Origin of the sequence: Jannaschia sp. 2305UL9-9 (genome assembly GCF_041403465.1) — a bacterium.
GTDB lineage: Bacteria > Pseudomonadota > Alphaproteobacteria > Rhodobacterales > Rhodobacteraceae > Jannaschia.
Map to the genome: position 1 here is coordinate 363,831 of NZ_JBGEHM010000001.1, position 24,372 is coordinate 388,202.

The window sequence follows — 24,372 nt, forward strand, 5'->3', positions numbered from 1 at the left end:
CTTCGATGCATCGTTGAAAAGCTGACGGGTGTGTCGGTTGTGTAAAATGTCAGATCAGCGCCCCCATGCCCGTCATCCGCAGAGGGGTTCCCGTTTCGATCCAGGTCTTGATCGCGGCGGCCCAGCGGGCCCAGGCCAGCGCAAGCGCGGCACCGGGGGACAGGCGTCCGCCCAGATCGAAATGATCGATGGAGAAGCGGCAGCACGGCCCGTCAGGCGTGATCGACTGCACCACGCGCGAAGGCGTCGAACTGTCCGGACGCGGGGGCAGGGTCATGACGAGGCGCGTCTCCGCCACCTCCTCGACGATCTGCCAGGCCACGGGGGCGGACGAGCGGCCAGTGTCGAATACCATCGCGTCTCCATGCCGTCTGACGTCGGTCAGCTGCGGCTGCCAGCGGGCGATCCGCACCGTATCTGTCACCGCCGCCCAAAGGGTCGCCGCATCGCAGGCGATGAAGGTCGTCAGCGAAAAATCCGGGTCCTGCGGTGCCGATGCCTCCAACCGGGCGCGCAGATCGCGCAGGCCACGCACCGCCGGAGCAACGCGGAACGGTTCGACCCAGCGGGCCATCGCATCGGCGAGGGGCATGGCGTTGAGGTAGTGATGCGTGAAGCGGCCGCGCTTGACGCGTGTGATCAGGCCCGCCTCCTCCAGCACCTTGAGGTGTTTTGCGACCCCAAAGCGGGACAGGGGCAGCGTGGCCTCCAGCTCCGACAGGGTCTGACCGTCAGTTTGGCGCAGGGCGTCCAGCAGGTCGCGTCGGGACGGGTCAGCAAGTGATTTGAAAAGCGAATCCATACTGAATATTTAGGTGACCCAATAGTCACCTGTCAATATATGTGACTAACGAGTCACCTGACGGGCAATCCCCTTGCATGTCCCGCCGGTCCAAGGTGATCTGCGCCGCATATCCATCGGAGGCACCCATGCAGACACTCGAACGCAACGGCCGCACCCTTGCGTTTCACGCATCCTCCGGTCGGGGGCCGACGGTCGTGTTTCTGGGCGGATTCAAGTCCGACATGGGGGGCACCAAGGCCGTCGCGCTGGAGGCCTGGGCCAAGGCACGGGGGCAGGCGTTCCTGCGTCTCGACTATTCCGGGCACGGGGACTCGGGTGGGCGGTTCGAGGATGGCTGCATCGGTGACTGGGCCGACGATGCGCGCGCCGTGATCGACCATGTCGCACCGGGACCGGTCGTGCTGGTCGGGTCCTCCATGGGGGGGTGGATTTCCCTGCTGCTCTCCCGCGACCTTGGTGCGCGCCTTGCCGGGCTTGTCACGATCGCGGCGGCCCCGGATTTCACCGAGGACGGCTTCTGGGATGGCTTCGATGACGCGCAGCGCAGGGCCATGATGACGGACGGGCAGGTCGCCTTGCCGTCCGAATACGGCGATCCCTACATCATCACGCGGCGCCTGATCGAAGATGGACGGTCCCGCCTGGTATTGCGCACACCACTGCCGCTGGCCTGTCCGGTGCGGTTCCTTCAGGGCACGGCGGATGCGGATGTCTCGACCGAAACGGCCTTGCGCCTGTTGTCCCATGCCAAAGGGCCGGACATGCGGCTGACGCTGGTCGATGGTGCGGATCACCGTTTTTCCACCGACGATTGCCTGCGACTGATCGAACGCAGCGTCGAAGAGGTATTGTCCCGCATCGCGGCTTGACCGGCGTCCGGCCATGGCCCGATAACCCTGCAACCCAAAGGGGCAGGAGGGGCGGGCCATGGCAATTCTTCGTATCGTCGTGACGATCGCGCTGATCCTCGGCGTCGCGATCGGCGCGCTGTGGCTGATCGGTCCCTACGAGGAGGTCGACCGCAAGATCGCCTTCGACGCCGAGATCATCCCCGAGAACCTCGACGGGTGGCTTGCGGATGCCGAGGCGCAGGTGCTCGACCTGCGGCCCGGTGCCGCCAAGCGAATCCTGTGGGCAAACGTGCCCGGACGTCGCACGGATCTTGCCATCGTCTATATCCACGGGTTTTCCGCCGACCTCTGGGAAACCCGGCCGGTGCCCGACCGTGTGGCGGAAAACCTCGGCGCGAACCTGTTCTACACACGGCTTACCGGTCATGGCCGTGACGGGGCCGCCATGGCAGAGCCCGATGCGGGCGACTGGCTGGAGGACGTGGCCGAGGCCATGGCCGTGGGGCGCAGGCTGGGCGATCGCGTCGTCATCATTTCCGCGTCGACCGGTGGCACGCTGGCCTCCGTCCTTGCGGCGGATCCGGCGTTTGCTGCCGAGCGCGAGGGATTGGCGGGCATCGTCCTAATCTCGCCCAACTTTCGCGTGGCCAACCCGATGAGCGCACTGCTGTCATGGCCCGCCGCACGGTACTGGGTGCCCTTCCTCGCGGGTGAGACGCGGTCGTTCGAACCCGAGAACGCGCGTCACGCGCAGCATTGGACGACATCCTATCCGACCGTTTCCGTCCTGCCGATGCAGGCGCTGGTGGATCATGCGGCAACGTTGAACTGGGCCGCGACAGAGGTCCCCGCGCTGTTCTATTTCTCGCCCGAGGATACGGTCGTCGACCCGCAGGCGACGGCTGACGTGGCCGCGCGGTGGGGCGCGCCCGCCACGGTCGAACGCGTCGATCTGCCCGAAGGCGACGACCCCAGCCATCACGTCATCGCCGGTGACATCCTGAGCCCGGCGCAGACGCCGGATGCCATCACACGCCTCACCGAGTGGATCGGCGCCCTCTGACGCCCGCCTGACGGGTTTTTTGCAAGCGTATGCAAAAAGCCATTGAGGGAATCCGCCCCGCGCGCCTATCGTGTCGCAACCGAAGGGGGGATCATCATGGCAGAGCATTTGAAGACCGCGAAATCCGCAGGGGCCCGCGCCGAGGATGACGCACGTGTGCGTGCATCGGTCGAAGCGATCCTTGCGGATATCGAGGCGCGGGGCGATGCCGCCGTGCGCGCCCTGTCCGAGACATTCGACAACTATGCCCCCGACAGTTTCCGCCTGTCGCAGACACAGATCGATGCGCTGATCGCCGAATTGTCGGACCGGGAGCTGGCCGACATCAGGTTCGCACAGGAACAGGTCCGCAACTTCGCGCAGATACAGCGTGACAGCATTAAGGACGTGGAAGTCGAGACGATGCCCGGCGTCATCCTCGGGCATCGCAACATCCCCGTGCAAAGCGTCGGCTGCTATGTGCCCGGCGGCAAGTTTCCCATGGTGGCAAGCGCGCATATGTCCGTCGCGACCGCCAGCGTTGCGGGGGTGCCGCGGATCGTGGCCTGCACCCCGCCGTTCAAGGGCCGCCCGAACCCGGCCGTGATCGCCGCGATGCACCTGGGTGGCGCGCATGAGATCTACGTCCTCGGCGGTATTCAGGCGGTCGGTGCGATGGCCATCGGCACCGAAACGATGGAGCCCGTGCACATGCTGGTCGGTCCGGGAAACGCCTATGTCGCCGAAGCCAAGCGGCAGTTGTTCGGGCGCGTCGGCATAGACCTGTTCGCGGGGCCGACCGAAACGATGGTGATCGCGGATGACACCGTGGATGCAGAGATCGTGGCCACCGACCTGCTGGGGCAGGCGGAGCATGGCTACAATTCGCCGGCGGTCCTGTTGACCACCTCGCGCCGCCTTGCGGAGGAAACGAAAGAAGAGATCGCGCGCCTGCTGACCATCCTTCCGACGGCGGATACGGCGAAGGTCTCGTGGGATGATTACGGCGAGATCATCCTGTGCGACGACCACGACGAAATGCTGGCCCAGGCGAATGAAATCGCGTCGGAGCATGTGCAGGTCATGACCGACCGGGACGATTGGTATCTGGACAACATGCATTCCTACGGCGCGCTGTTCCTTGGCCCGCGCACCAACGTGTCGAACGGGGACAAGGTGATCGGAACGAACCACACCCTGCCGACGAAGAAGGCGGGGCGATATACCGGCGGTCTTTGGGTCGGCAAGTTCCTCAAGACGCACAGCTACCAGAAGATCACGACCGATGAGGCGGCAACGCTGATCGGCGAATACGGGTCGCGTCTGTGCATGCTCGAAGGGTTCGTGGGCCATGCCGAACAATGCAACGTCCGCGTCCGCCGCTATGGCGGCGTCAACGTGCCTTATGGCGAGGGCGCGCCCTATCGCGATGCCGCCGAGTAACCGGGCCTTCGGGGGCATCGAGCCCCCTGCGCCCCGACGAGAGGCGCTGCCTCTCGTGCTCTCCGGGATATTTCGGGAACAAAGAAGGGAAGCCGATGGGCGTGTTTGATCCGAGGGATGTGTCGGTTTCGCAGTTGGCGGGCGGGATCGACAGCGCGGCGACCGTGCATCTGTGTCATCCCTTCGGCGATGTGACGGGAGGCACCGGGTTTGCGGATGTGGCCTTGAAACCGCTTTGGGCGGCAATCCCGGATTGTGAGCGGCGGGTCCAGATCTCGTTGACCGGCGCGGACGCGGGTGGGCAGGTCTGGCTGGGGCAGGCGGGGCACTACAGCGGTCGGATGGAGGGGGCATTTCTGGGAATGCCGCCATCCGGGCGTTTGGTGTCGCTGCGGTTTCACGAGTTCTATCGCGTCGAGGACGGGCAGGCCGTCGAGGCGCAGGTGATCTGGGATTTGCCGGACCTGATGTTGCAGCTTGGGGTCTGGCCCATGGGACCGGCCCTTGGCGCGACGGGACGCGTGCCGGGACCGATGACGCAGGATGGCCTGCGCATTTCTGGTGATGGGGCCGCCGCGATGCGGGTTGTCGGCGACATGCTGGACCATCTGCACCTTTCACCACAGGGCGAGGAGGCGATGCAGCTGCCGCGGTTTTGGCACCCCCGGTGCAGTTGGTATGGTCCGGGTGGCATCGGCAACATCCGTGGCATTCGCGGGTTCAGGGACCACCACCAGATCCCGTTTCTGGACGCGATGCCGGATCGCCGGGGCCACGTCGACAAGGGACATTTCTTTGCCGCCGGAAATTACGTCGGCTTTACCGCATGGCCGGGCATGTCGATGCGGGTCACGGGCGGCGGATGGCTGGGCATTGCCGGAGCAGGGCAGGCGATCACAATGCGCTCGCTCGATTTCTGGCGGGTCGAGGGGGATCTGATCCGCGAAAACTGGGTCACGGTCGATCTGTTGCACGTATGGGATCAGTTGGGCGTCGATGTGCTGGCGCGGATGCGCCAGCTGCTTTGACACGCCCCGGTCAGGGCCACAGCATTACCAGACCCACGACCGCCAAGGCCGAGGCGACCCATGCCGCGGCCATCACGCGACCATCGCGGGTCAACAGCGCCACACCGAACAGCACGATCACGGATGTCGGAATGGAAGAGGCGAAGGGCACCAGTTCCAGAACCGGGACCGTCGCGCAGAATGCCAGCACGGCCAGTGCGGCAATGTTGTGCGCCACACCGTCGATCAGGAACAGCATGTGTTGCCCAAGGTGCCGATCCGCCCATTTCGCCGCAGGTCGCATCTTCGACACGGCGGTCGACATCTTGTCCGATGAAACCGACCTGCGTGACAGGAAACCGGGCAACCACAGGCAATCACGTCCGAACAGGATCTGGACCGCGAAGATGGCCACGATCGTCGCCAGAACCGTCGGAACCCCCGGTATGCCCCCGATCGGTGTCAGTTCCAGCGCGGCCGGCAGGGCCAGCATGGCGCCGGTGGACCGGTGGCCCAGTTTCGACAGGATGGATCCCACGTCGACGTCATCCTGATCGTCGGCGAGACCTTGCAAGGTATCGAGGATTTCGGACGGTTTGGTCATCAGGCCCCCCGCCGACAACAGGCCGGCTGTGCAGTTTATAGTCTCGGGCAAACGCGTCACTGCCGCCATGGTTCAAATATTGGCCTTGATCGTGACCGCCCAAGGGTGTCTGCATAGGTATGCAGAGAACCGAGGCCGCCATGTCCCTACCCGAAACACCGTCATTCCGTCTTGATGGCCGCCGTGCCTTCGTTCCGGGTGGCACGCGGGGTATCGGCCTTGGCTGCGCCGTGGCCCTTGCGGGGGCGGGTGCACATGTCGTGGTGGCCGCGCGATCACCCGATGGCGTCGCCGAGGCCGTGGCGGCCTTGCGGGCGGCGGGTCATTCGGCCGAGGGCGTGGTTCTGGACGTATCGGACCTTGACGCGATGCGACAGGTCATCGCCACCCATGGCCCCTTTGACATCCTGTGCAATTCCGCTGGCATCGCGCGCCATGGCCCTGCCGCCGACACGACGGCGCAGGACTTCGACGCGGTGACGGGCATCAACCTGCGGGCTGCGTATTTCATGGCCCAGATGGTCGCCGAGGGCATGACCAATGGCGGATCGATCATCCAGATCAGCAGTCAGATGGGGCACGTTGGCGGGGTGGATCGCGCCGTCTATTGCGCGACGAAACACGGGGTAGAGGGGATGACCAAGGCGATGGCCATCGAATGGGGCCCCCGCAGCATCCGCGTCAACACGATCTGCCCGACCTTCATCAGGACCCCCCTGACCGCACCGACCTTTGCCGACCCCGAACGGCGGGCGTGGATCGAGGACAAGATCAAGCTGCCCCGTATCGGCGAGGTCGAGGACATCATGGGGCCGGTCCTGTTCCTTGCATCGGATGCAAGCGCGATGATCACCGGAACGTCGATCCTCGTCGATGGCGGATGGACGGCGGATTGATGCGACGGTTTTCCGGGAAAAGGACCGATTGAATGGCGCGCAAGGTCACATCCCTCGACGTGGCACGCGTCGCCGGTGTCAGTCAGTCTGCCGTCAGCCGCGTCTTCACCAAGGGCGCCTCGGTCAGCCCGGCAATGGAAAGCCGCGTCCGCAAGGCGGCGGATGACCTCGGGTATCGGCCCAACGTCCTCGCGCGCAGCCTGATCACCGGGCAATCCCGCATCATCGGACTGGTCGTGGCCTACATGCACAACCCGTTCTTTGCCGATGCGGTCGAACGATTGTCCCACGCGTTGCAGGCCGAGGGGTATCACCTGTTGATCTGGACGGTGGGGAACTCCGACGTGGATCTGGACCGGGTCGTCGATGATCTGATGGATTATCAGGTCGATGCGCTGATCGCGGCCTCCGTCGACCTGTCGGGCGCCCTCGTCGAGAAATGTGCGGCTGCGGGCCTTCCCGTCGTGCTGTTCAACCGCGGGATCACGGGCGATGGCCTGTCCGCGGTCACGTCCGACAATCGCGCGGGCGGGCGCCGCGTGGCAGAATTCCTGCTGGCCGGGGGGCATGAGCGGATTGCCCATATCTCCGGCTGGCAGGGGTCCTCCACCGGGCGGGACAGGGCCCAAGGGTTCGCCGACGCATTGGCCGAAGCGGGCCACGGCGTGTATGCGCAGGCCGATGGTCGGTACGACCGCGATACATCGGCAGGGGCGGCGCGCGACATGATGCGGCGGTCCGATCCGCCCGATGCCATCTTTGTCGGCAATGATTACATGGCCCTGTCGGTCATGGACGTTCTGCGCCACGAGATGGGCCTGTCGGTGCCGGACGACGTCAGCATCGTCGGCTATGACGACATCGCGATGGCGGCCTGGCCGTCCTACGACCTGACCACCCTGCGACAGCCCGCGCGCCGCATGGTCGACGCCACCGTGCGAGAGGTGCTGGCCCAGATCGGCACGCCGGGTCGCCAGGCGCAGAAAATCGAAATCGACGGACCGCTTGTGGTGCGGTCCTCGGCACGTTTGCCCCAAGGACACAGCGAATGACCTTCTCCAACCGATGGAAAGACCTGCCCGACTACATCATCGGGATCACCAAGGAGATCTGGGAGGATCGCGGCATCGCGACCCTGCACGAATATTATGCCCCGGATATCGTCGTCCGGTCCCCGGCCTCGGTCGTGATCGGCAACCAGTCGGTCATCGGGGCCACGATGGCGACGCTGGCCGAATTTCCCGACCGCACCCTGCTGGGCGAGGATGTCATCTGGTCGGGCGAAGGGTCCGAAACGGGGTGCCTGTCGTCCCATCGCCTGTTGTCGACCGCGACCCATGCCGGGGATGGCGTCTATGGGGCGGCGACGAACAAGCGGTTGACCTATCGCATCATGGCCGATTGCCACGTGCGCGGCATTGCCATCGATGACGAATGGCTGATCCGCGATCAGGGCGCCATCGTGCGACAGCTTGGCTGGACCCCCGAAGCCTATGCCGCCGACCTGATCGAGCGGGAAGGCGGACGCACCGCCGCCGTGCGCCCCCTGACCCCCGAGAGCGACCGTGCCGGCCCCTATCAGGGACGGGGCAACGACAATGCGTGGGGCGGAAAGCTTGCCGAGCTTCTGACCCGCATCATGGGCGCGGATCTGCGCGCGATCCCCGAAGTCTACGACCGCGCGGCGCAACTGGAATATCCCGGCGGCGTCACGGCCCATGGCCCCGGATCCGCAGACGGGTTCTGGATGAAACTGCGCGCGGCCTTTCCGGACGCGGAGTTCAGGATCGACCACGTCATCGGGCGCGAGGATCCGATGATGCCGCCCCGCGCCGCCGTGCGGTGGTCCCTGTGGGGCAAGCACAGCGGATGGGGCGGTTTCGGCGTGCCGAGCGGCGCGATGGTATACGTCATGGGCATCACCCACGCGGAGCTCGGCCCCTGGGGCCTGCGCCGCGAATGGACCGTCTATGACGAGACCGCCATCTGGAAGCAGATCCACCTCGGCGCGCCGTGACGCGCGCCCCGTCGTCTCGCCCTTGCGCCCGCCGTTCCACACATTCTCGAAAGCCCAAGATACCATGACCTCCGCCCCCACGATCGTGCGCTACGGCGCGTTGAAACCCTGCAAGACCGCCTTCATCGACGCCCATACCCCCGGTTCGAACCAGAAGGAGAACTTCACCATCATCGGCGGCGGGGTCAGCGAAAGCGCGGATCAGCACGTCCACATCACGACGCCCCATGGGTTCAACATCGGCGCGGCGGGGCAGCCGCCCAAGTGCCGCAACTCGCTGCATTCGCATCGCACGGCCGAGGTGTTCTTCGTGCTGTCGGGGCGCTGGCGCTTTTTCTGGGGCCGCAACGGCGATGCGGGCGAGGTTGTGCTGGAGCAGGGGGACATCATCAACATCCCCACCGGCATCTTTCGGGGATTCGAGAATATCGGAACCGATTACGCGATGATCATGGCGATCCTCGGCGGCGACGACGCGGGCGGCGGCGTCATCTGGGCCCCGCAGGTGATCGAGGACGCGCGTGATCACGGGCTGGTTCTGGCCGAGACGGGCAAGCTCTATGACACCAAGGCCGGGCAGGCCCTGCCGGACGGCGTCGCACCGATGCCGACCCTGACCGAGGCGGAACTGGCCGACTACCCCGAACTGTCGCCGATGCAGGTCGTTGGTTGGGGCGTGCGGCGGTTCAACGATCTGATGGCACTGGCAAACCCGAAACCCTGCAAGGTGATCGGCGCCGAAGGGATCATTCGCGACAAGCCGGGGTTCGAAGTCGATCTGATCACCCGCGCCTCTGCCACCGATACCCCGCACAGCCACGACCGTCCCTCCGTCCTGATGCCGGTGCGGGGGCACTGGCGGGTGACCTGGCCCGGTGGCGAGGATACGCTGGCCCCCGGCGACACGGCCTCCATCCCCGCGGGTCTGTCCCATGCCGCCGTGCCCGCGATGGAGGGGGAGGCCGCGCTCTATCATATCGTCGGCACGGACGATCCGGCCGGGCCGTCGATGCTCTGGTCCTGATCGCAGGTCATCCTGCCTGCGCCGGACAGGCATCGCCGCGTTCGAAACATGCCTACGGGGATCACCCCGTGGCGCCCCAACCTGCACCCGTGAGGAGGAACAGATGACCATCAAAGTCACCCATGTCGGCAGCTTGCCGCGCACTCAGGAAACGGTGGATTTCATCTTCGCCCGCGAGCAGGGCAAAGCCTATGACCAGGCGGCCTTCGACGCGCAGATGACCGCGGCCGCGTCCGAGACGGTGCGTCGCCAGGTCGAGGCCGGGATCGATGTCGTCTCGGACGGTGAGACCAGCAAGATCAGCTATGCCACCTACGTCAAGGACCGCTACACCGGCTTTTCCGGCGACAGCCCGCGCAATGCCCCCGCCGACCTGAAACGCTTTCCGACGTTCCTGAAGCGTCTGGCCGAGGACGGCGGCACACCCAAGTACGCGCGCCCCATGTGCACGGGCGAGGTGCGGTCCAAGGGGCAGGCGGAGTTGCAGACCGACATCGCCAACCTCAAATCCGCGATGGCCGCGCATGGTGCCGCCGAAGGGTTCATGAACGCGGCCAGCCCCGGCGTCATCTCCCTGTTCCTGCAGAACGATTTCTATCCGACGCGGGACGAATACCTGGCCGCCCTGTCCGACGCGATGCGCGAGGAATATCGCACCATCGTCGATGCGGGCCTGTACCTGCAACTGGATTGCCCGGACCTTGCCCTGTCGCGGCACATGCTGTTCGCGGACCTGTCGGACGCGGAATTCCTGAGGATCGCGGCGACCCATGTCGAGGCCCTGAACGCGGCCCTGACCGGCATCGACCCGTCGCGGGTGCGCGTGCACATCTGCTGGGGCAACTACGAGGGGCCGCATGTCTGCGACATCGACATGGACACGGTTTTCTCGACGTTTCTCGGCGTGAATGCCGCCCAGCTGTTGTTCGAGACGTCGAACCCCCGCCACGCCCATGAATGGCAGGTGTTCCGCGACCGCAAGGCGGAGATCCCGAACGACAAGATCCTCGTCCCCGGCGTCATCGACAGCACGTCGAACTTCGTCGAACACCCCGAGGTGGTGGCCGAGCGTCTTGGCCGCTTCGCCGATATCGTCGGCGCCGACCGCGTCATCGCCAGCAGCGATTGCGGCTTTGGCACCTTCGCGGGATTTGGCGCGGTCGACCCGGACATCGCCTATGCCAAGCTGCGCGCCCTTGCGGATGGAACGGCGCTGGCCAACGCGCGGCTGTAGCGCGCGGCCAAGGGCGTCAGCGGCGCACGCTGCGACGGTTGCGCGCGCCTTGGACGGCGATCGTGCGGATACCGGCCAGATCCTGCGTCGACAGGATCGTGCCGGCCAACACCTCGCGCGAGGGCTGCGTGCCCGCAGGGCGCGGGTTGATGGGGGGCAGAATGCGGAAATCGAACAGCGCGACGCTCGGGTCGTCGGTGGGCATCCGCACCAGCTCCGCCTCCCAGAAGCCCTGGGTCGGGGGCAGGCCCACGGTCGATATGATCGCCCCGCTGGGCGTGGCGGCCACTTCGAGCGACAGGACCTGATCGATGACGGGCTGACTCGTCTCGGCGCGGGCCTCGGCCACGGCTTCCGACGTGCTGGACCCGAACCAATTGACCGGGTTCAGGCGCGACTGACCCAATCCGCATCCCGTCAGGGCCACGAGGCCAGCGATCATCACAAATTTCCGTCCCGGATTCATCCTGTCCCCCGCCGCGCGTTTGATGGTCATGGGGCTAGCCCATCGTGCCGCGCTTGGGAAGCGGGTGGACGTCGCCCCAGCCGCCGCCTACCTGAGGGGCAACAGCATTCATGGGGGCATCATGGCACAGGACCGGTTCGAAGATCTGGTGGAGACGTTTGAATTTCTGGACGACTGGGAAGACCGGTATCGGCATGTCATCGACATGGGAAAGGCGTTCCCGCCGCTGGATGACGCGCTGAAGGTGCCCGCAACCAAGGTCGATGGCTGTGCCAGCCAGGTGTGGCTGCACCCGCGGATCGAAGGCGAGGGCCCGGAGGCGACGTTCGACTTCGACGGTGAATCGGACGCGATGATCGTGCGTGGCCTGATCGCAGTGCTGCACCAGCTTTATGGCGGGGTATCGGTGGCAGAGGTCGGGCGTATCGATGCGGTGGCCGAGATGGGGCGCCTTGGCCTGAACGAACACCTTTCGTCGCAGCGGTCCAATGGCCTGCGCGCCATGGTGCAGCGCATCCGCGAGGTTGCCGCCAAAGCCGCCGCCTGACGAATCTTGCCTGACGGGTCGTGCGCGGCTAGCATCGGTGCACAAGCCGAAAGGACTCTTGGATGCGTATCGCACAGATCCTGACCCTGCTGTTTCTGGCATTCGGCGCGACGCAGGCGCGCGCCTATGATCAGCTGGCCTATTACATCACGACCATCGGGCCCGAGGATCTGCGCAATTCGCGTGGCGCGCGGCTGGGCAGCCCGGCCGCCGTCGTGCAGCAGGACCGGGCGAATTATCACAGGTTCGGGATCCGACATGCGGGGGACGAATGGGACCCGGTCTTTTCGGACCGCGGCCTGCGTGCGATGATTCCGGCCGCCGTTCAGGTTTTCGGCGCCTATCACGGCGAGATGGAGGCGTTGATGCAGTCGGGCCGCCCGTTTCGTATCGGTGTCTTCGTCTGTGGCACGCCCCGACAGGTGCAGAACGTGTTCGTCCTGACGCCATCGATCGGTGATTTTTCCGGGTGCTTCTGAAAAAAAAGGCCGAGCATTCAGCTCGGCCAAGTCCAACAGGGAGGTGAAGGGCGCAAATGCGTCCTTCGAAGGCCAAATTAATACGCACAGTGCCACCCGACAAGGCACAATCTAAACCGATCGGTGCAACTCCGCTATGCGATTTGTGCATGGCTCAGGAGGCAGCGGCCCCTTGGCGCGACTTGCGATAGGCGACTACCTCTTCCAGCACGAAGTCGCGGAACGCTTCGATCCTGCGAGAGCCGCGCAGCTCCTCCGGGAAGGCAAGGAAGACAGGCACCTCGGTAGATTCGATTGACGGCAAGACCCTAATAAGGTTGGGGAAATCCTGCTGCAGGTAGTCGGGCAAAAGGCCGATGCCAAGGTCGCTGAGGACGGATTGCATGACGCCGAAATAGTTGTTCACGGTCAATGTGCGCCCGATCTCATAGGTCATCAGTTCACGCACCAGCGTGGCGCCCGCACTGACCTGTGTCGCGCCCGCCTGCTGACAGATCAGGCGGTGGGTCGACATGTCGTGCAGCGTTTTGGGGGTTCCGTTTTCCGCCAGATATGCAGGGGTCGCGAACAACTGCATCCGGATGTCCATCAGCCGCTTGCGCACGAGGTCGGCCTGCGACGGCTCCTTCATGCGGACGGCAACATCGGCCTCGCGCATGGGCAGGTCGAGAACGCGCTCCTCCAACATCAGGTCGATGTTGAGGTCCGGGTATTTGGCGTAGAGCTTGGGCAGGCGCGGGGCCAGCCAGATCGAGCCGAACCCGATTGTCGTCGTCACCCGCAGGTTGCCGAAGACCTCCTCCTCGGTGTCGCGGATACGGGCGGAGGCGGCGTCGAGACGCTTGGTCATCGACTGCGTCGCGTCGAACAGCAATTCACCCTGTTCGGTCAGGATCAACCCGCGCGCGTGCCGGTGGAACAGCGTCGTGTCCAGCGACTCCTCCAACGCGCGAATCTGCCGCGACACCGCCGATTGAGACAGGTGCAGGATATCGCCCGCATGGGTCAGGGACCCCGCGTCGGCGACGGCGTGAAAAATGCGCAGTTTGTCCCAATCCATCACAATTCTTCCAGCAAGGGGCTCCTCCCTTCGCACACCACATAAGTGAAGATAACATGTAATGGGATAGAAAACCCTTCTTAGGTCATAAATTATGACCTATATTCCTTCTCGGGAGGATTTCACCATGCGCCAGGACGTTTCACTTTCGGACAGGTACGACCTTGAAAAGGAACAGGTTCTTTTGAACGGCACTCAGGCGCTCGTGCGTCTGATGCTGATCCAGAAGGAGCGTGACAGGCGGGCTGGGCGGAATACCGCCGGTTTCGTCACGGGGTATCGCGGCTCGCCCCTCGGGGCGGTCGACATGCAGATGACCCGCGCGGCCAAGGTATTGGCGCCAAACGACATTACCTTCCGTCCCGGCCTGAACGAGGACCTTGCCGGTACCGCCATGTGGGGCACCCAACAGGCGGAATTGCGTGGCGAAGGGCGCTACGACGGCGTTTTCGGCCTCTGGTACGGCAAGGGACCGGGGGTGGATCGGTCCGGTGACATGATGCGCCACGCCAATATGGCGGGCACGTCGCCCCATGGCGGCGTCCTGATGGCGATGGGCGACGACCACACGGGCGAATCATCGACCACCTGCCACCAATCCGACTGGGCGCTGGTCGATGTGCACATGCCCGTCCTGTCCCCCGCCGGCGTGCAGGAGATCCTTGATTTCGGCGTCTACGGCTGGGCCCTGTCGCGGTACGCCGGGGTCTGGGTCGGCCTCAAGACGATGAAGGACACGGTGGAGGTGACCTCCGTCGTCGATGGGCGGCCCGACCGGATGTCCTTCGTCACACCCGATTTCAAGCTGCCCGAAGATGGGCTGAACATCCGCCTCAACGACCACTGGATCCCGCAGGAGGAACGCCTGCTCGGCTATAAACGCTGGGCCGCCGAGGCATTCAGCCACGCCAACAGGATGGACAAGCGGATGCACGGCAAGCCGGGGGCGAAGATCGGCTTCGTGGCGGCGGGCAAGAACTGGCTCGACCTCGTGCATGCGATGGGCCTGCTGGGGCTGGACGAGGCGGAATGCCAACGTCTGGGCATCACCACCTACAAGGTCGGACAGACCTGGCCGCTGGACGCCAAGGGCCTGCACGACTGGGCCGAGGGCCTGGACCTGATCGTCTGCGTCGAGGAAAAGCGCAAACTGATCGAGGTGCAGGTCAAGGAGGCCATCTTCGACGACCGCCGGGGTCGCCGCGTCTATGGCTATACCAAGGGCAATGGCGAACGCCTGTTCCCGCAGGCCTATGCGCTGGACCCGACCGACATTGCCGCCAAGCTGGGCGGCATCCTGAAGGAGGAAGGGCGCGGCACCGATCGAATCGAGGTGGGCCTGGCCCGCATCGCCGAGGCACGGCGCGCCGACAATGCCTCCGACATCGCGGTGCGCACGCCGTGGTTCTGCTCCGGCTGTCCGCACAACACCTCGACCAAGGTGCCCGACGGGTCGCGCGCGGGGGCGGGCATCGGATGCCACGTCATGGCGCTGTGGATGGACCGTTCGACCGAAGGCTACACCCACATGGGGGCCGAGGGCGTGAATTGGGTCGGGGAATCGCTGTTTTCCAAGCGCAAGCACGTGTTTCAGAACCTTGGCGAGGGGACCTACAACCACTCCGGCATCCTTGCGATCCGGGCGGCCTTGGCCGCGGGCACGACGATCACCTACAAGATCCTGTACAACGACGCCGTCGCCATGACCGGAGGTCAGCACAACGAGGGCGATCTGGCGCCTGAGCAGATCGCGCGGGAGCTTCTGGCCATGGGGGTCAAGACCCTCGCCGTCGTCTACGACGAGAAGGAGGAGGTGGACCGCGCCAAGTTCCCCTCCGGCCTCGACTGGTACGAACGCGAGGAGATGCCCGCAGTGCAGGCGCGCATGGCCGAAGTGGAGGGGGTCAGCGCGATCCTCTACATCCAGACCTGCGCCGCCGAAAAGCGCCGCCGCCGCAAGCGGGGGCAGTTCCCCGACCCGGACAAGCGCATCTTCATCAACACGGACGTCTGCGAAGGCTGTGGCGACTGCGGGGTGCAATCCAACTGCGTCTCGCTCGTGCCGGTCGAGACGGAGTTCGGAACCAAGCGGGCGATCGACCAGTCCAGCTGCAACAAGGATTACAGCTGCGTCAAAGGGTTCTGCCCGTCCTTCGTGTCCGTCGAGGGCGCGACACTGAAAAAGCCGGAGACGGTGGCGCTGGACCTGCCCGACCTGCCGGATCCTGTGCTGCCGACTATCGACGGCACGTGGAACACGGTCATCACGGGCGTGGGCGGCACCGGGGTCGTCACCATCGGCGCGGTCATGGCGATGGCGGCCCATCTTGATGGCAAGGGTGCGGGCATGATGGAAATGGCCGGCCTTGCGCAGAAGGGCGGCGCGGTCGCCCTGCACGTGCGACTGGCCGAAAAGCCGTCCGACATCAGCGCGATCCGAGTCGCCCTGGGTGAGGCGGATGCCCTGATCGGCGGCGACCTTGTCGTCAGCGCGGGGGCCAAGACGCTGGCCCTGACCGCGACGGGCCGCACCGGCGCCGTCGTCAACGCGCATGAGATCGTGACCGGCGATTTCACCCGCAACGCGGACTTCAAACTGCCCGCCGACCGCCTGCGCCTGACGCTGGAGGCGCGGCTGCGCGACCGGCTGTCGATGTTCGATGCCTCGGCGCTGGCCGAGAAACTGTTGGGGGACACGATCTTCTCCAACATGATGATCCTTGGTGCTGCGTGGCAGCGCGGCCTCGTCCCCCTGTCGCGCGACGCGATCCTGCGGGCGGTGGAGCTGAACGGTGCGGCGATCGAGGGGAACCAGCGCGCCTTCGACCTTGGCCGTTGGGCCGTCGTTCACCCGGCGGAGGCGGCGGATATGCTGGCCGACAAGCTGGTGGCCCTGCCGCAGACGACCGAGGCCCGGATCGAGGCGCGCGCAAGCCATCTGCGCGCCTATCAGTCGGGCCGCTATGCCCGCCGCTATACCCGTATGCTGGACGGGATCGCGGACGAGGGGGTTCGTGAGGCGGTCGCCAAGGGCTATCACAAGCTGTTGGCCTACAAGGATGAATACGAGGTCGCGCGCCTGCTGCGCAGCACCCGTGACAAGGCGCTGCAGGCGTTCGACGGTGACCTGAAGCTGACCTATCATCTGGCGCCCCCGATGCTGACCAAGACGGGATCGGATGGCCGCCCCGCCAAACGCGCTTTCGGTTCATGGATCGAGCGGGCCTATCCGCTGCTGGCCAAGGGCAAGGTTCTGCGCGGCACGCCCTTCGACCCCTTCGGTCGGACCGATGAGCGGCGGATGGAGCGCGCCCTGATCGCGGAATACGAACGCGACATGGCCGAGGTTTTGCCCTTGGTCACGGACACGACCCGCGACGCGGTTCTGGCTTTGGCCGAACTGCCCCTGACGATCCGGGGATTCGGCCCGGTAAAGGAGGCGAACGCACGGCAGGCGGCAAAGCGGCGGGAGGAACTGCTGGCCGTCATCCGCGCCGGTGGCACGCCGATGTCGCAGGCGGCAGAGTAGGATCGTATCGGCGGCCAGCCCGCCGATACGCCGACCGGTGACAGGGTTCAGGCCTTGCGAACCGTGAATGCGGTGTCGGTCGCGCCTTCGAAGGTGTGACCGGCCTCCGCGCAGAAATGCGGCACATCCACATGCGCGGCGGGATCATCCGCCAACAGGCGCACGCGCGCACCGCTCGGCAGATCCATCATCCGCTTGCGCAGACGCAGGACGGGCAGGGGGCACAGCAACCCCAAGGCGTCTACTTCCAGATCGATATCGTCGGACATGCGGCACCTTATTTTTGCCCTGCGCATCTGCCATCATGGCACGCAGAAGGGCAAGACCGTGAAGGATTTGGAACCAGACATGACCGTCCGTCGCCGCCGCGTCCTGTATATTCCGGGCTATGACCCGTTCCATCCGCGCCGGTATCGGGAGCTGTATCGCAAGGAAGGCGCGGCACAGGCGGCCGTTTCCGGCTATGCCCTGACACAGGCAAAGGGGGACACCGCCTATTCGTGGCAGGTTACGGCCCAGATGGACGGCGCCGAGGTGGAGGCAGAGGTCGAAGTCCTCGTCTGGTCCGACATCGTGGCAAACTCCATGTCCCGGTCCATTCCGGCGACGTATCTGCAACTGATACGCACCGCTTGGGCCTACATCGGAACGGGGGCTCTGTTCCGCCTGATGCGGTTGCGGCAGGGACCGGTAATTGCGGCGCTCTATCCGATTGTCGTGCTGCTGGTGCAGCTGGTCGTCGCCTGCCTTGTCGGATGGGGGGCGGCCCTGATCGTCGACTGGGCCGTTGGCGGCTGGGTTGGCGCGCTGCTCGGTGTTGCCGTCGCACTGTGCCTGATCACGGTCGTTCTGCGTTGGTTCAAGGCCAAGGATCCCAGGATCTTTGCCTATTACCTGATGCACGACTACGCGTTCTCGGCGCGGTGGCGTGGCGCCAACCCGCCCGAACTGGAGGCCCGCATGGCCACATTCGCGGACCGCATCGCCGAGGCGGCGCTTTCGGACGTGGACGAGGTTCTGGTGGTCGGCCATTCGTCGGGCGCGCATCTTGCGATATCGGTGCTGGCCGACCTGATCAGGGCGGGGCGCCTGCCTGCGGGCAAGGTTGCGTTCCTGAGCCTTGGTCACGTCGTTCCGATGGTCAGTTTCCTACCTGAAGCCAATCGGTTGCGGGCCGATCTTAATGTGATGGCGGCACAGGATTTCGTCGCATGGGTGGATGTCACCGCGCCAGGCGATGGCTGCGCCTTTGCGTTGTGCGATCCGGTGGCGGTGACGGGCGTATCCCCGAAGGAACAGCGCTGGCCCCTCGTGATTTCGGCCGCCTTCACCCAGACGCTGTCGGACCGTCAGCAGCAGGAATTGAAACGCCGCTATTTCCGCCTGCATTTTCAGTATCTCTGCGCATTCGATAACCCCGGCGACTACGACTATTTCCGCATCACGGCGGGGCCCGTGACCCTGCGACAGCGGTTCGCGGGGCGCGCGCCCAGCCCTTCGCGCCTGACGCGGCCGATCAACACCTTCACCGACATGGCCGCATGACCCACCCACCCAAGCCGGAGCCGCGCCCGGACCGCGTCAGCCTGCTGGAATACGGGCGGCGGTTTCGACAGGATATCCTGTCCGCCCAGCCCGCGCGCCTCTACCGGGCGTGGATGGCAGAGTTCCGGACACCGTTCTTTCGCAGTTTCATGATGAATGATCCCGCGTTGATCGAGCTGGTCCTCAAGGATCGGCCGGACGATTTCCCCAAGTCGGACCGCGTCCGCGAGGGGCTTGCCCCGCTGCTCGGGCGGTCGGTTTTCGTCACCAACGGCGAGGAGTGGAAGCGCCAACGGCGGATCATCGACCCTGCCTTCGGCAAGGGGCGCCTGAGAGAGGCGTTTCCCGCGATGAAGGACGCGGCAGGCGCCATGATGTCACGCATCGCCCCGGGCGTGCAGGAGGTGGAGGAGCTGGCCAGCTACGCCGCGGCCGACGTCATCTTTCGCACGTTGTTCTCCGTCCCGATCGAGGATGATCTGGCCGCCCGCGTCTTTCATCAATTCCGCGCCTATCAGCGGACGCAGCCCCTGCTGAACGTCTCGGCCCTGTTGCCGCTGCCCCGGTGGCTGCCGCGCCCGCACAGGCGGCGCACGCTGGATGCGGCACGGGCCATTCGGGGCGCGATCACGGCCCTGGTCGATCGACGTGCCGAACAGATCGCCGCGGGGGATGCCCCCGACGATCTGGCCACCAAGATCATGACCTATCCCGATCCCGACACCGGCCACCTGTTTTCGCGCAGCGAGATGGTCGATCAGGTCGCGATCTTCTTTCTGGCGGGGCACGAGACATCGGCTTCCACACTGGCTTGGGCGCTGTACCTGTTGGCAACGCATCCCGAGGTGCAGGAACGCGTGGCCGCCGAGGCGCCGGCGAACTGGGCGGATTTTGCCATCGGTGACCTGAGCCGCATGCCGCTGACACGCGATGTCTTTCGCGAAACCCTGCGCCTTTACCCGCCCGTGCCGATGATGGTGCGCGAAACGACCCGGGACGAGGTGTTCAGGGGGCGCAATGCGAAGAAAGGCGCGCAGATCGTGCTCAGCCCGTGGCATCTGCACCGGCATGAACGGCTATGGGACGACCCCGACGGCTTCGACCCCGACAGGTGGGGCCGCGACAGCACGACAGAAAGCGCGCGCAAGGCCTACATTCCATTCAGCGCGGGGCCGCGCGTCTGCACCGGCGCGGGCTTTGCGATGGCGGAGGGCGTCCTGCTGCTGTCCCGCGTGGTGCAGGCCTATCGTCTGGACGCCGTTGGCCCGGCGCCCGTGCCCGTTGCCCATCTGACCGTGCGCGCGCGCGACGGCATCCACCTCAGGCTGACCCCGCGCGGGGATCGATAGGGGGAGGCGTGTTCCGCCCCGCGCATCGTCGGATCAGGTGCCGCGATAGGGTTCGACGTATTGCAGAGCCATGTCCCACGGAAAGAAGATCCAGGTATCCTGGCTGACGCCGGTGATGAAGGTGTCGACCATCGGTTCGCCCTTGGGCTTGGCGTAGACGGTGGCGAAATGCGCCTTGGGGTACATGCGCCGCACGACTTCGAGTGTCTTGCCGCTGTCCACGAGGTCGTCGATCACGAGGACGCCGGTGCCGTCGCCGACCATGTCATCCTCGGGGCGTGACAGGACCTGTGCCTCGCCCTGGGACTGGTGGTCGTAGGATTTGATGCTGATCGTGTCGACGAGGCGAATGTCCAGTTCCCGCGCGATGATCATCGCCGGGGCCATGCCACCGCGCGTGATGGCGACGATGGCCTTCCAGTGACCGTCGTCCGGGCCCTTTCCATCCAGCCGCCATGCCAGCGCGCGGCTGTCTCGATGGATCTGGTCCCAGCTGATGTGGAAGCCTTTTTCGTGTGGCAGTTTTTCGGACATGGGACAGACTCCTACGGCAGGGCGAGGCGGATACCGAGAAGGCCAAGCACGCCCCCCAGCATCCGGTCGAGTATGGTTTTGAAGCGGACATATGCCGCGCGCGGACGCGGCAGGGAAAACAGGCGTGCGACGAGGATGTACCACGCCGCCTCGACCCACAGGACATTCAGCACGATCAGGGCCTTGGCAGCCCAGCTTGCGTCCGACGGCACGAAGCCGAGAAACACGGCCCCGAAGAAAACCGCAGGCTTGGGGTTCGCGAACATGGTCAGAACCCCCAGTCTGATCGCCGACAATACCCCGCGCGGGCGGTCGGCATCCGCTGCGGGCAGCGGATCCGCGGCGTGGCGCCACATCATGATGGCGATCCAGATCAGGAAAAGCGCACCACCGACACGCAGGATCGTGAACAGCATCGGCACGAGGTCGAACAGGATCGTCAGGCCGACAAGCGCCGCCGTCGCCCAGATCGCAGCGCCGATTCCGTAGCCGAGCGCAAGGCCAAGGGCAGGGCGCATCCCTTCGGCGGCCGCCACGCGCAGCGACAGTACGAAGGACGGGCCCGGCGATATGGCTGCCAGCAGGTGGACAAGCGCCACGGTCGCGATGGCCAGCGCGGTCATGACGTCACCAGCAGGCGAAGGCCCAGCCCGCCGAGGATCAGCGCAGTCGCCTTGGAAATCACGGGCTTCATCGCAAGATAGCGATCCCGCACGATTGCGCGGTTCAGAAGGGTCGCCAATGTCGCATAGACGGCCAGTTCCAGCAGCATGTGGTTCACGGTGATCAGGGCCATCGCAGGTCCGGACAGACCGGGCGGGAAGATCACAAGGAGGACGCCGGCGGAGAACAGGATGCTCTTGGGGTTGCCGAGGTTCAGAAGAACGCCGCGCAGAAAGGCCTGCCGCGACGGGGTCGGCACCGCCGTCGCCACGGGATCGGACGCCGTGCGCCAGGTGTGGACCGCGAAGGCCAGCACGAGGAAGGCGCCCCCGACCTTCAGGATCGTGTAGGCCAGCGGGAAGACGGAGAAGAGGGTTTCCAGCCCGAGCAATGCCGCAAGCGTCCAGAGGCCGGCGACGACGGCCAATCCGGCCCCGGTCACGATTCCTTCGCGGCGGCCACCCCGCAGGCTGGCCTGCACGCACAGAACGAATGCGGGGCCGGGCCCGGCGACGGCCACCAGCAACGCGACATTGAATGCCAGCAGATGCGCGACCGTCAGCCCGTCCATCAGGTGGGCTTCTTTTCCAGCGTCATGTCGGGCGCGTCGGGGTTTTTCATCCCGACGACATGATACCCGGCGTCCACGTGATGAATCGTGCCCGTAACCGCCGAGGACAGGTCAGACAGAAGATACATCGCGGATTTGCCTACCTCTTCCTGCGTGACCGTCCGGCGGAGGGGCGAATTGTTCTCGTTCCACTTTAGGATATAGCGGAAGTCGCCGATCCCCGATGCGGCCAGCGTCTTGATCGTGCCCGCCGAGATCGCGTTGACGCGGATGTTGTCCTTGCCAAGGTCCTCGGCCAGATACTGAACGGAGGATTCCAGCGCCGCTTTCGCAAGACCCATCACGTTGTAGTGCGGCATCACCTTTTCGGCGCCGTAGTACGACAGCGTCAGGGCCGAACCGCCGTTCTTCATCATCTTTTCCGCACGCTGCAGGACCGCGGTAAAGGAGTAGACGGAGATGTTCATCGTCATCGTGAAGTTGTCGAGCGATGTGTCGAGATACCGGCCGCGCAGTTCGGACTTGTCCGAGAAGCCGATGGCATGGACGATGAAGTCCAGAGAATCCCAATGCCCAGCCAAGGCTGCGAACATCTCGTCGATGGATGCGCCGTCGCTGACGTCGCAAGGCAGGACGATGTCCGACCCGACCTGCGCGGCCAGGGGGGCCACGCGCTTCTTGAGCGCTTCACCCTGGTAGCTGAATGCCATTTCCGCACCCTGGTCGTGGCATGCCTTGGCAATGCCCCAGGCGATGGATTTGTCGTTGGCAAGCCCCATGATGAGCCCGCGCTTGCCTGCCATGATCCCCGACATGTCTTCTCCAGTCCGTTGGCACATTGCCTTGCGTTGCGGGTGGCTTTAGGCGATTGCCGATAGTGCGGCAAGGTTTACGAGGGGCAGAGTCTGATGGCAGCAGATCGAACCGGTATATTTGCAGGCGCTGATCCCTTCAGTCTTGCGCAGGAATGGCTGACCGAGGCGACCCGGACCGAACCCGAGGACCCGAACGCCATCGCCCTTGCCACGGTCGATGCGGACGGCCTGCCGAACGTGCGCATGGTATTGCTGAAGGAGATCGAGGCTGATGGCTTCGTCTTCTATACGAACTTCGAAGGCACGAAGGGGCAGGAACTGGCGGCGCAGCCGAAGGCGGCTTTCGTCATGCACTGGAAATCCCTGCGCCGACAGATCCGGGTGCGCGGCCCGGTGGAACTGGTCGATGATGCGCAGGCGGATGCCTATTACGCGTCGCGCAGCCTTCAGTCACGGCTGGGTGCCTGGGCATCGCAGCAGTCGCGCCCCCTCGATAGCCGGGCTGCGTTGATGGCCAAGGTTGCCAAGGTGACCGCAACACATGGCACGTCCCCCGCGCGGCCCCCATTCTGGGGCGGGTTCAGGATTCGTCCCACGGAGATGGAATTCTGGGCCGATGGCCCATTCCGTCTGCATGATCGTTTTCGGTGGACCCGTGGTCATCCCGGTCAAGGGGAATGGAACGTTGCGCGCCTCAGCCCGTAGTGGCACTTTTGCCAAGGTTCGCGCATTACGTGTGGAAATGTGGCAATGCGTCATCTTTTACGCTAGGCCCTCTTGCCCTTTGATGCATGATCCCAGACAAATGGGGGCTCGATAAAATCGATTTTACCGCGTTTTAGGGAAGGTTTCGTCTTGAGCGGGTCTGATTCAGATAAAACGATCGACTCCGACGCGGAAGTCGTTCGGGGCCACGTCAAGTGGTTCGACGTAAGCCGTGGCTTTGGCTTCGTGGTGTCTGAACAGACAGACCGCGATGTCCTGCTGCATGTGAACGTCCTTCGCAATTTCGGACAAAGCTCCGTCGCGGACGGCAGTCCGATCGAATTGCGGGTGCAGACCAGTGACCGGGGATTGCAGGCGACCGAGGTGTTGAACATCCAGGCGCCCGAACCCGTCGAGTCGGCGTCCTTTGGGCAGGAGACGCCCGAATACCTGCAACCCGTTCCCGAGGGGCTTGCGTATCTGCCTGCGCGGATCAAGTGGTTCGACAAGGCAAAGGGTTTCGGCTTTGCCAATGCCTTCGGGGACGATGATGACATTTTCGTTCACATAGAGGTCCTTCGCCGCTTCGGTCTTGCGGACCTCGCGCCCGGGGAGGCAATCTGCCTGCGCGCGGTCGACGGGGCGCGCGGACAGCTGGCCCTGGAGGTGCGTCGATGGGAATTCTACAAACAGCCAAAGTGATCTGGCGCGCGGCGGCTGCGGTCGCCTTGTTGTCGCTGCCGGTTGCGGCCGCCGATTGCCGTCCCGACCGGGTCGACGTGCGCGGCGACTGGGGGCAGGTGCGGTTCCGTGTCGAATTGGCGCTGACCCCCGAAGATCAGGCCCGCGGCCTGATGTTCCGCGAAGACATGCCACGCCTTTCCGGGATGCTGTTCGTCTATCCCCGGACCCAGCCGCTGGGTTTCTGGATGCGGAACACGTTGATCCCCCTCGACATGATCTTCGTCGACGAGACGGGCGAGATCCTCAAGGTGCACGCCAACGCGCAACCGCATGACGAGACGGTCATCCTGTCCGAGGTTCCCGCACGCGCCGTGCTGGAGGTGAATGGCGGATTGGCCGAAACGCTGGGGATCGGTCCCGGTGATACGCTGCGGTCCCCGGCGATGCCGCAGGATGACGCGATCTGGGCCTGTGCGACTGAAAACTAGGCCTGTCCCCTGCA

At 65.0% G+C, this 24,372-nt stretch carries 26 protein-coding genes; 17 read left to right on the forward strand and 9 right to left on the reverse strand.

The features are described 5' to 3' along the window. Positions 1 to 49 precede the first annotated feature (49 nt). Positions 50 to 802 (reverse strand): metalloregulator ArsR/SmtB family transcription factor, encoded by a 753-nt coding sequence (locus tag V6N07_RS01760; protein ID WP_371153568.1) that lies wholly within the window; start codon positions 800 to 802, stop codon positions 50 to 52. Between the two features lie 128 nt (positions 803 to 930). Between V6N07_RS01760 and V6N07_RS01765 the strand changes: the two genes are divergently transcribed. The 4 genes from V6N07_RS01765 to V6N07_RS01780 all read left to right on the forward strand — a co-directional run bounded on the left by V6N07_RS01765 (position 931) and on the right by V6N07_RS01780 (position 5,169). Continuing rightward, positions 931 to 1,674, forward strand: coding sequence for an alpha/beta fold hydrolase (locus tag V6N07_RS01765; protein ID WP_371153569.1), 744 nt, complete (start codon positions 931 to 933; stop codon positions 1,672 to 1,674). A gap of 58 nt (positions 1,675 to 1,732) precedes the next feature. Further along, positions 1,733 to 2,719, forward strand: a complete 987-nt coding sequence (locus tag V6N07_RS01770; protein WP_371153571.1) for an alpha/beta hydrolase — start codon at positions 1,733 to 1,735, stop codon at positions 2,717 to 2,719. A gap of 96 nt (positions 2,720 to 2,815) precedes the next feature. After that, a complete protein-coding gene (gene hisD, locus V6N07_RS01775; protein WP_371153572.1) occupies positions 2,816 to 4,141 on the forward strand; it encodes a histidinol dehydrogenase in 1,326 nt (441 codons plus the stop codon). A 95-nt stretch (positions 4,142 to 4,236) separates the two neighbouring features. Then, positions 4,237 to 5,169, forward strand: a complete 933-nt coding sequence (locus V6N07_RS01780) for an ester cyclase (RefSeq protein ID WP_371153573.1) — start codon at positions 4,237 to 4,239, stop codon at positions 5,167 to 5,169. Between the two features lie 10 nt (positions 5,170 to 5,179). Here V6N07_RS01780 and V6N07_RS01785 read toward each other — a convergent pair whose 3' ends face one another. Then, positions 5,180 to 5,752 carry an exopolysaccharide biosynthesis protein gene (locus V6N07_RS01785; RefSeq protein WP_371153575.1) on the reverse strand — a complete coding sequence of 191 codons (573 nt, stop codon included), beginning with the start codon at positions 5,750 to 5,752 and terminating at the stop codon, positions 5,180 to 5,182. A 140-nt stretch (positions 5,753 to 5,892) separates the two neighbouring features. On the opposite strand from V6N07_RS01785, the gene V6N07_RS01790 reads away from it, so the two are divergent. The 5 genes from V6N07_RS01790 to V6N07_RS01810 all read left to right on the forward strand — a co-directional run bounded on the left by V6N07_RS01790 (position 5,893) and on the right by V6N07_RS01810 (position 10,923). Continuing rightward, positions 5,893 to 6,648 carry an SDR family NAD(P)-dependent oxidoreductase gene (locus tag V6N07_RS01790; protein WP_371155360.1) on the forward strand — a complete coding sequence of 252 codons (756 nt, stop codon included), beginning with the start codon at positions 5,893 to 5,895 and terminating at the stop codon, positions 6,646 to 6,648. A gap of 32 nt (positions 6,649 to 6,680) precedes the next feature. Further along, positions 6,681 to 7,700 carry a LacI family DNA-binding transcriptional regulator gene (locus V6N07_RS01795; protein WP_371153576.1) on the forward strand — a complete coding sequence of 340 codons (1,020 nt, stop codon included), beginning with the start codon at positions 6,681 to 6,683 and terminating at the stop codon, positions 7,698 to 7,700. After that, a complete protein-coding gene (locus V6N07_RS01800) occupies positions 7,697 to 8,665 on the forward strand; it encodes an ester cyclase (RefSeq protein ID WP_371153577.1) in 969 nt (322 codons plus the stop codon). The genes V6N07_RS01795 and V6N07_RS01800 overlap by 4 nt, the downstream gene beginning before the upstream one ends. Before the next feature lie 64 nt (positions 8,666 to 8,729). Beyond that, positions 8,730 to 9,689: a cupin domain-containing protein gene (locus V6N07_RS01805; RefSeq protein ID WP_371153578.1), complete on the forward strand. Its 960-nt coding sequence runs from the start codon at positions 8,730 to 8,732 to the stop codon at positions 9,687 to 9,689. A gap of 103 nt (positions 9,690 to 9,792) precedes the next feature. Next, a complete protein-coding gene (locus V6N07_RS01810) occupies positions 9,793 to 10,923 on the forward strand; it encodes a cobalamin-independent methionine synthase II family protein (protein ID WP_371153579.1) in 1,131 nt (376 codons plus the stop codon). A 16-nt stretch (positions 10,924 to 10,939) separates the two neighbouring features. On the opposite strand, the gene V6N07_RS01815 is transcribed toward V6N07_RS01810, so the two are convergent. Further along, positions 10,940 to 11,365, reverse strand: coding sequence for a hypothetical protein (locus V6N07_RS01815; RefSeq protein ID WP_371153581.1), 426 nt, complete (start codon positions 11,363 to 11,365; stop codon positions 10,940 to 10,942). A gap of 145 nt (positions 11,366 to 11,510) precedes the next feature. Here V6N07_RS01815 and V6N07_RS01820 point away from each other — a divergent pair, with 145 nt between their 5' ends. After that, positions 11,511 to 11,936 carry a SufE family protein gene (locus V6N07_RS01820; protein WP_371155362.1) on the forward strand — a complete coding sequence of 142 codons (426 nt, stop codon included), beginning with the start codon at positions 11,511 to 11,513 and terminating at the stop codon, positions 11,934 to 11,936. A gap of 62 nt (positions 11,937 to 11,998) precedes the next feature. Next, the gene (locus V6N07_RS01825) at positions 11,999 to 12,415 is read left to right on the forward strand and encodes a hypothetical protein (RefSeq protein WP_371153583.1); all 417 of its coding nucleotides are present in this window, start codon (positions 11,999 to 12,001) and stop codon (positions 12,413 to 12,415) included. A 154-nt stretch (positions 12,416 to 12,569) separates the two neighbouring features. Here the strand turns inward: V6N07_RS01825 and V6N07_RS01830 are convergent, their stop codons facing one another. Continuing rightward, positions 12,570 to 13,475: a LysR family transcriptional regulator gene (locus V6N07_RS01830; protein WP_371153584.1), complete on the reverse strand. Its 906-nt coding sequence runs from the start codon at positions 13,473 to 13,475 to the stop codon at positions 12,570 to 12,572. 94 nt (positions 13,476 to 13,569) lie between these two features. Between V6N07_RS01830 and V6N07_RS01835 the strand changes: the two genes are divergently transcribed. Continuing rightward, positions 13,570 to 17,004, forward strand: a complete 3,435-nt coding sequence (locus V6N07_RS01835) for an indolepyruvate ferredoxin oxidoreductase family protein (RefSeq protein WP_371153585.1) — start codon at positions 13,570 to 13,572, stop codon at positions 17,002 to 17,004. 47 nt (positions 17,005 to 17,051) lie between these two features. Here the strand turns inward: V6N07_RS01835 and V6N07_RS01840 are convergent, their stop codons facing one another. Beyond that, the gene (locus tag V6N07_RS01840; protein WP_371153586.1) at positions 17,052 to 17,273 is read right to left on the reverse strand and encodes a sulfurtransferase TusA family protein; all 222 of its coding nucleotides are present in this window, start codon (positions 17,271 to 17,273) and stop codon (positions 17,052 to 17,054) included. A gap of 79 nt (positions 17,274 to 17,352) precedes the next feature. On the opposite strand from V6N07_RS01840, the gene V6N07_RS01845 reads away from it, so the two are divergent. After that, positions 17,353 to 18,549 carry a hypothetical protein gene (locus tag V6N07_RS01845; RefSeq protein WP_371155364.1) on the forward strand — a complete coding sequence of 399 codons (1,197 nt, stop codon included), beginning with the start codon at positions 17,353 to 17,355 and terminating at the stop codon, positions 18,547 to 18,549. Continuing rightward, on the forward strand, positions 18,546 to 19,898 hold the full coding sequence (locus V6N07_RS01850) for a cytochrome P450 (protein WP_371153588.1): 1,353 nt from the start codon (positions 18,546 to 18,548) through the stop codon (positions 19,896 to 19,898). The genes V6N07_RS01845 and V6N07_RS01850 overlap by 4 nt, the downstream gene beginning before the upstream one ends. Positions 19,899 to 19,931: 33 nt before the next feature. Here V6N07_RS01850 and gpt read toward each other — a convergent pair whose 3' ends face one another. Genes gpt through fabI form a run of 4 tightly spaced genes read right to left on the reverse strand, consistent with a single transcriptional unit; the run spans position 19,932 to position 22,481 of the window. Beyond that, positions 19,932 to 20,432 carry a xanthine phosphoribosyltransferase gene (gene gpt / locus V6N07_RS01855; RefSeq protein WP_371153590.1) on the reverse strand — a complete coding sequence of 167 codons (501 nt, stop codon included), beginning with the start codon at positions 20,430 to 20,432 and terminating at the stop codon, positions 19,932 to 19,934. 11 nt (positions 20,433 to 20,443) lie between these two features. Further along, positions 20,444 to 21,055, reverse strand: a complete 612-nt coding sequence (locus V6N07_RS01860) for a LysE family transporter (RefSeq protein WP_371153592.1) — start codon at positions 21,053 to 21,055, stop codon at positions 20,444 to 20,446. After that, positions 21,052 to 21,666 (reverse strand): LysE family translocator, encoded by a 615-nt coding sequence (locus tag V6N07_RS01865; RefSeq protein ID WP_371153593.1) that lies wholly within the window; start codon positions 21,664 to 21,666, stop codon positions 21,052 to 21,054. Before V6N07_RS01865 ends, V6N07_RS01860 begins: the two co-directional genes overlap by 4 nt. Next, positions 21,666 to 22,481: an enoyl-ACP reductase FabI gene (gene fabI / locus V6N07_RS01870; protein WP_371153594.1), complete on the reverse strand. Its 816-nt coding sequence runs from the start codon at positions 22,479 to 22,481 to the stop codon at positions 21,666 to 21,668. The genes V6N07_RS01865 and fabI overlap by 1 nt, the downstream gene beginning before the upstream one ends. 93 nt (positions 22,482 to 22,574) lie before the next feature. On the opposite strand from fabI, the gene pdxH reads away from it, so the two are divergent. The 3 genes from pdxH to V6N07_RS01885 all read left to right on the forward strand — a co-directional run bounded on the left by pdxH (position 22,575) and on the right by V6N07_RS01885 (position 24,358). Then, entirely contained in the window at positions 22,575 to 23,186 is a 612-nt protein-coding gene (gene pdxH / locus V6N07_RS01875) for a pyridoxamine 5'-phosphate oxidase (protein ID WP_371153595.1), read from the forward strand. Between the two features lie 177 nt (positions 23,187 to 23,363). Further along, on the forward strand, positions 23,364 to 23,888 hold the full coding sequence (locus tag V6N07_RS01880; RefSeq protein ID WP_371155365.1) for a cold-shock protein: 525 nt from the start codon (positions 23,364 to 23,366) through the stop codon (positions 23,886 to 23,888). Beyond that, positions 23,861 to 24,358: a DUF192 domain-containing protein gene (locus tag V6N07_RS01885; protein ID WP_371153596.1), complete on the forward strand. Its 498-nt coding sequence runs from the start codon at positions 23,861 to 23,863 to the stop codon at positions 24,356 to 24,358. The genes V6N07_RS01880 and V6N07_RS01885 overlap by 28 nt, the downstream gene beginning before the upstream one ends. Positions 24,359 to 24,372 lie beyond the last annotated feature (14 nt).

What these genes read in the sequence shown, in the direction of transcription:
- V6N07_RS01760 (WP_371153568.1), bottom strand. Translation starts at nt 802, where the DNA reads ATGGATTCGCTTTTCAAATCACTTGCTGACCCGTCCCGACGCGACCTG.
- V6N07_RS01765 (WP_371153569.1), top strand. Translation starts at nt 931, where the DNA reads ATGCAGACACTCGAACGCAACGGCCGCACCCTTGCGTTTCACGCATCC.
- V6N07_RS01770 (WP_371153571.1), top strand. Translation starts at nt 1,733, where the DNA reads ATGGCAATTCTTCGTATCGTCGTGACGATCGCGCTGATCCTCGGCGTC.
- hisD (WP_371153572.1), top strand. Translation starts at nt 2,816, where the DNA reads ATGGCAGAGCATTTGAAGACCGCGAAATCCGCAGGGGCCCGCGCCGAG.
- V6N07_RS01780 (WP_371153573.1), top strand. Translation starts at nt 4,237, where the DNA reads ATGGGCGTGTTTGATCCGAGGGATGTGTCGGTTTCGCAGTTGGCGGGC.
- V6N07_RS01785 (WP_371153575.1), bottom strand. Translation starts at nt 5,752, where the DNA reads ATGACCAAACCGTCCGAAATCCTCGATACCTTGCAAGGTCTCGCCGAC.
- V6N07_RS01790 (WP_371155360.1), top strand. Translation starts at nt 5,893, where the DNA reads ATGTCCCTACCCGAAACACCGTCATTCCGTCTTGATGGCCGCCGTGCC.
- V6N07_RS01795 (WP_371153576.1), top strand. Translation starts at nt 6,681, where the DNA reads ATGGCGCGCAAGGTCACATCCCTCGACGTGGCACGCGTCGCCGGTGTC.
- V6N07_RS01800 (WP_371153577.1), top strand. Translation starts at nt 7,697, where the DNA reads ATGACCTTCTCCAACCGATGGAAAGACCTGCCCGACTACATCATCGGG.
- V6N07_RS01805 (WP_371153578.1), top strand. Translation starts at nt 8,730, where the DNA reads ATGACCTCCGCCCCCACGATCGTGCGCTACGGCGCGTTGAAACCCTGC.
- V6N07_RS01810 (WP_371153579.1), top strand. Translation starts at nt 9,793, where the DNA reads ATGACCATCAAAGTCACCCATGTCGGCAGCTTGCCGCGCACTCAGGAA.
- V6N07_RS01815 (WP_371153581.1), bottom strand. Translation starts at nt 11,365, where the DNA reads ATGATCGCTGGCCTCGTGGCCCTGACGGGATGCGGATTGGGTCAGTCG.
- V6N07_RS01820 (WP_371155362.1), top strand. Translation starts at nt 11,511, where the DNA reads ATGGCACAGGACCGGTTCGAAGATCTGGTGGAGACGTTTGAATTTCTG.
- V6N07_RS01825 (WP_371153583.1), top strand. Translation starts at nt 11,999, where the DNA reads ATGCGTATCGCACAGATCCTGACCCTGCTGTTTCTGGCATTCGGCGCG.
- V6N07_RS01830 (WP_371153584.1), bottom strand. Translation starts at nt 13,475, where the DNA reads ATGGATTGGGACAAACTGCGCATTTTTCACGCCGTCGCCGACGCGGGG.
- V6N07_RS01835 (WP_371153585.1), top strand. Translation starts at nt 13,570, where the DNA reads ATGACCTATATTCCTTCTCGGGAGGATTTCACCATGCGCCAGGACGTT.
- V6N07_RS01840 (WP_371153586.1), bottom strand. Translation starts at nt 17,273, where the DNA reads ATGTCCGACGATATCGATCTGGAAGTAGACGCCTTGGGGTTGCTGTGC.
- V6N07_RS01845 (WP_371155364.1), top strand. Translation starts at nt 17,353, where the DNA reads ATGACCGTCCGTCGCCGCCGCGTCCTGTATATTCCGGGCTATGACCCG.
- V6N07_RS01850 (WP_371153588.1), top strand. Translation starts at nt 18,546, where the DNA reads ATGACCCACCCACCCAAGCCGGAGCCGCGCCCGGACCGCGTCAGCCTG.
- gpt (WP_371153590.1), bottom strand. Translation starts at nt 20,432, where the DNA reads ATGTCCGAAAAACTGCCACACGAAAAAGGCTTCCACATCAGCTGGGAC.
- V6N07_RS01860 (WP_371153592.1), bottom strand. Translation starts at nt 21,055, where the DNA reads ATGACCGCGCTGGCCATCGCGACCGTGGCGCTTGTCCACCTGCTGGCA.
- V6N07_RS01865 (WP_371153593.1), bottom strand. Translation starts at nt 21,666, where the DNA reads ATGGACGGGCTGACGGTCGCGCATCTGCTGGCATTCAATGTCGCGTTG.
- fabI (WP_371153594.1), bottom strand. Translation starts at nt 22,481, where the DNA reads ATGTCGGGGATCATGGCAGGCAAGCGCGGGCTCATCATGGGGCTTGCC.
- pdxH (WP_371153595.1), top strand. Translation starts at nt 22,575, where the DNA reads ATGGCAGCAGATCGAACCGGTATATTTGCAGGCGCTGATCCCTTCAGT.
- V6N07_RS01885 (WP_371153596.1), top strand. Translation starts at nt 23,861, where the DNA reads ATGGGAATTCTACAAACAGCCAAAGTGATCTGGCGCGCGGCGGCTGCG.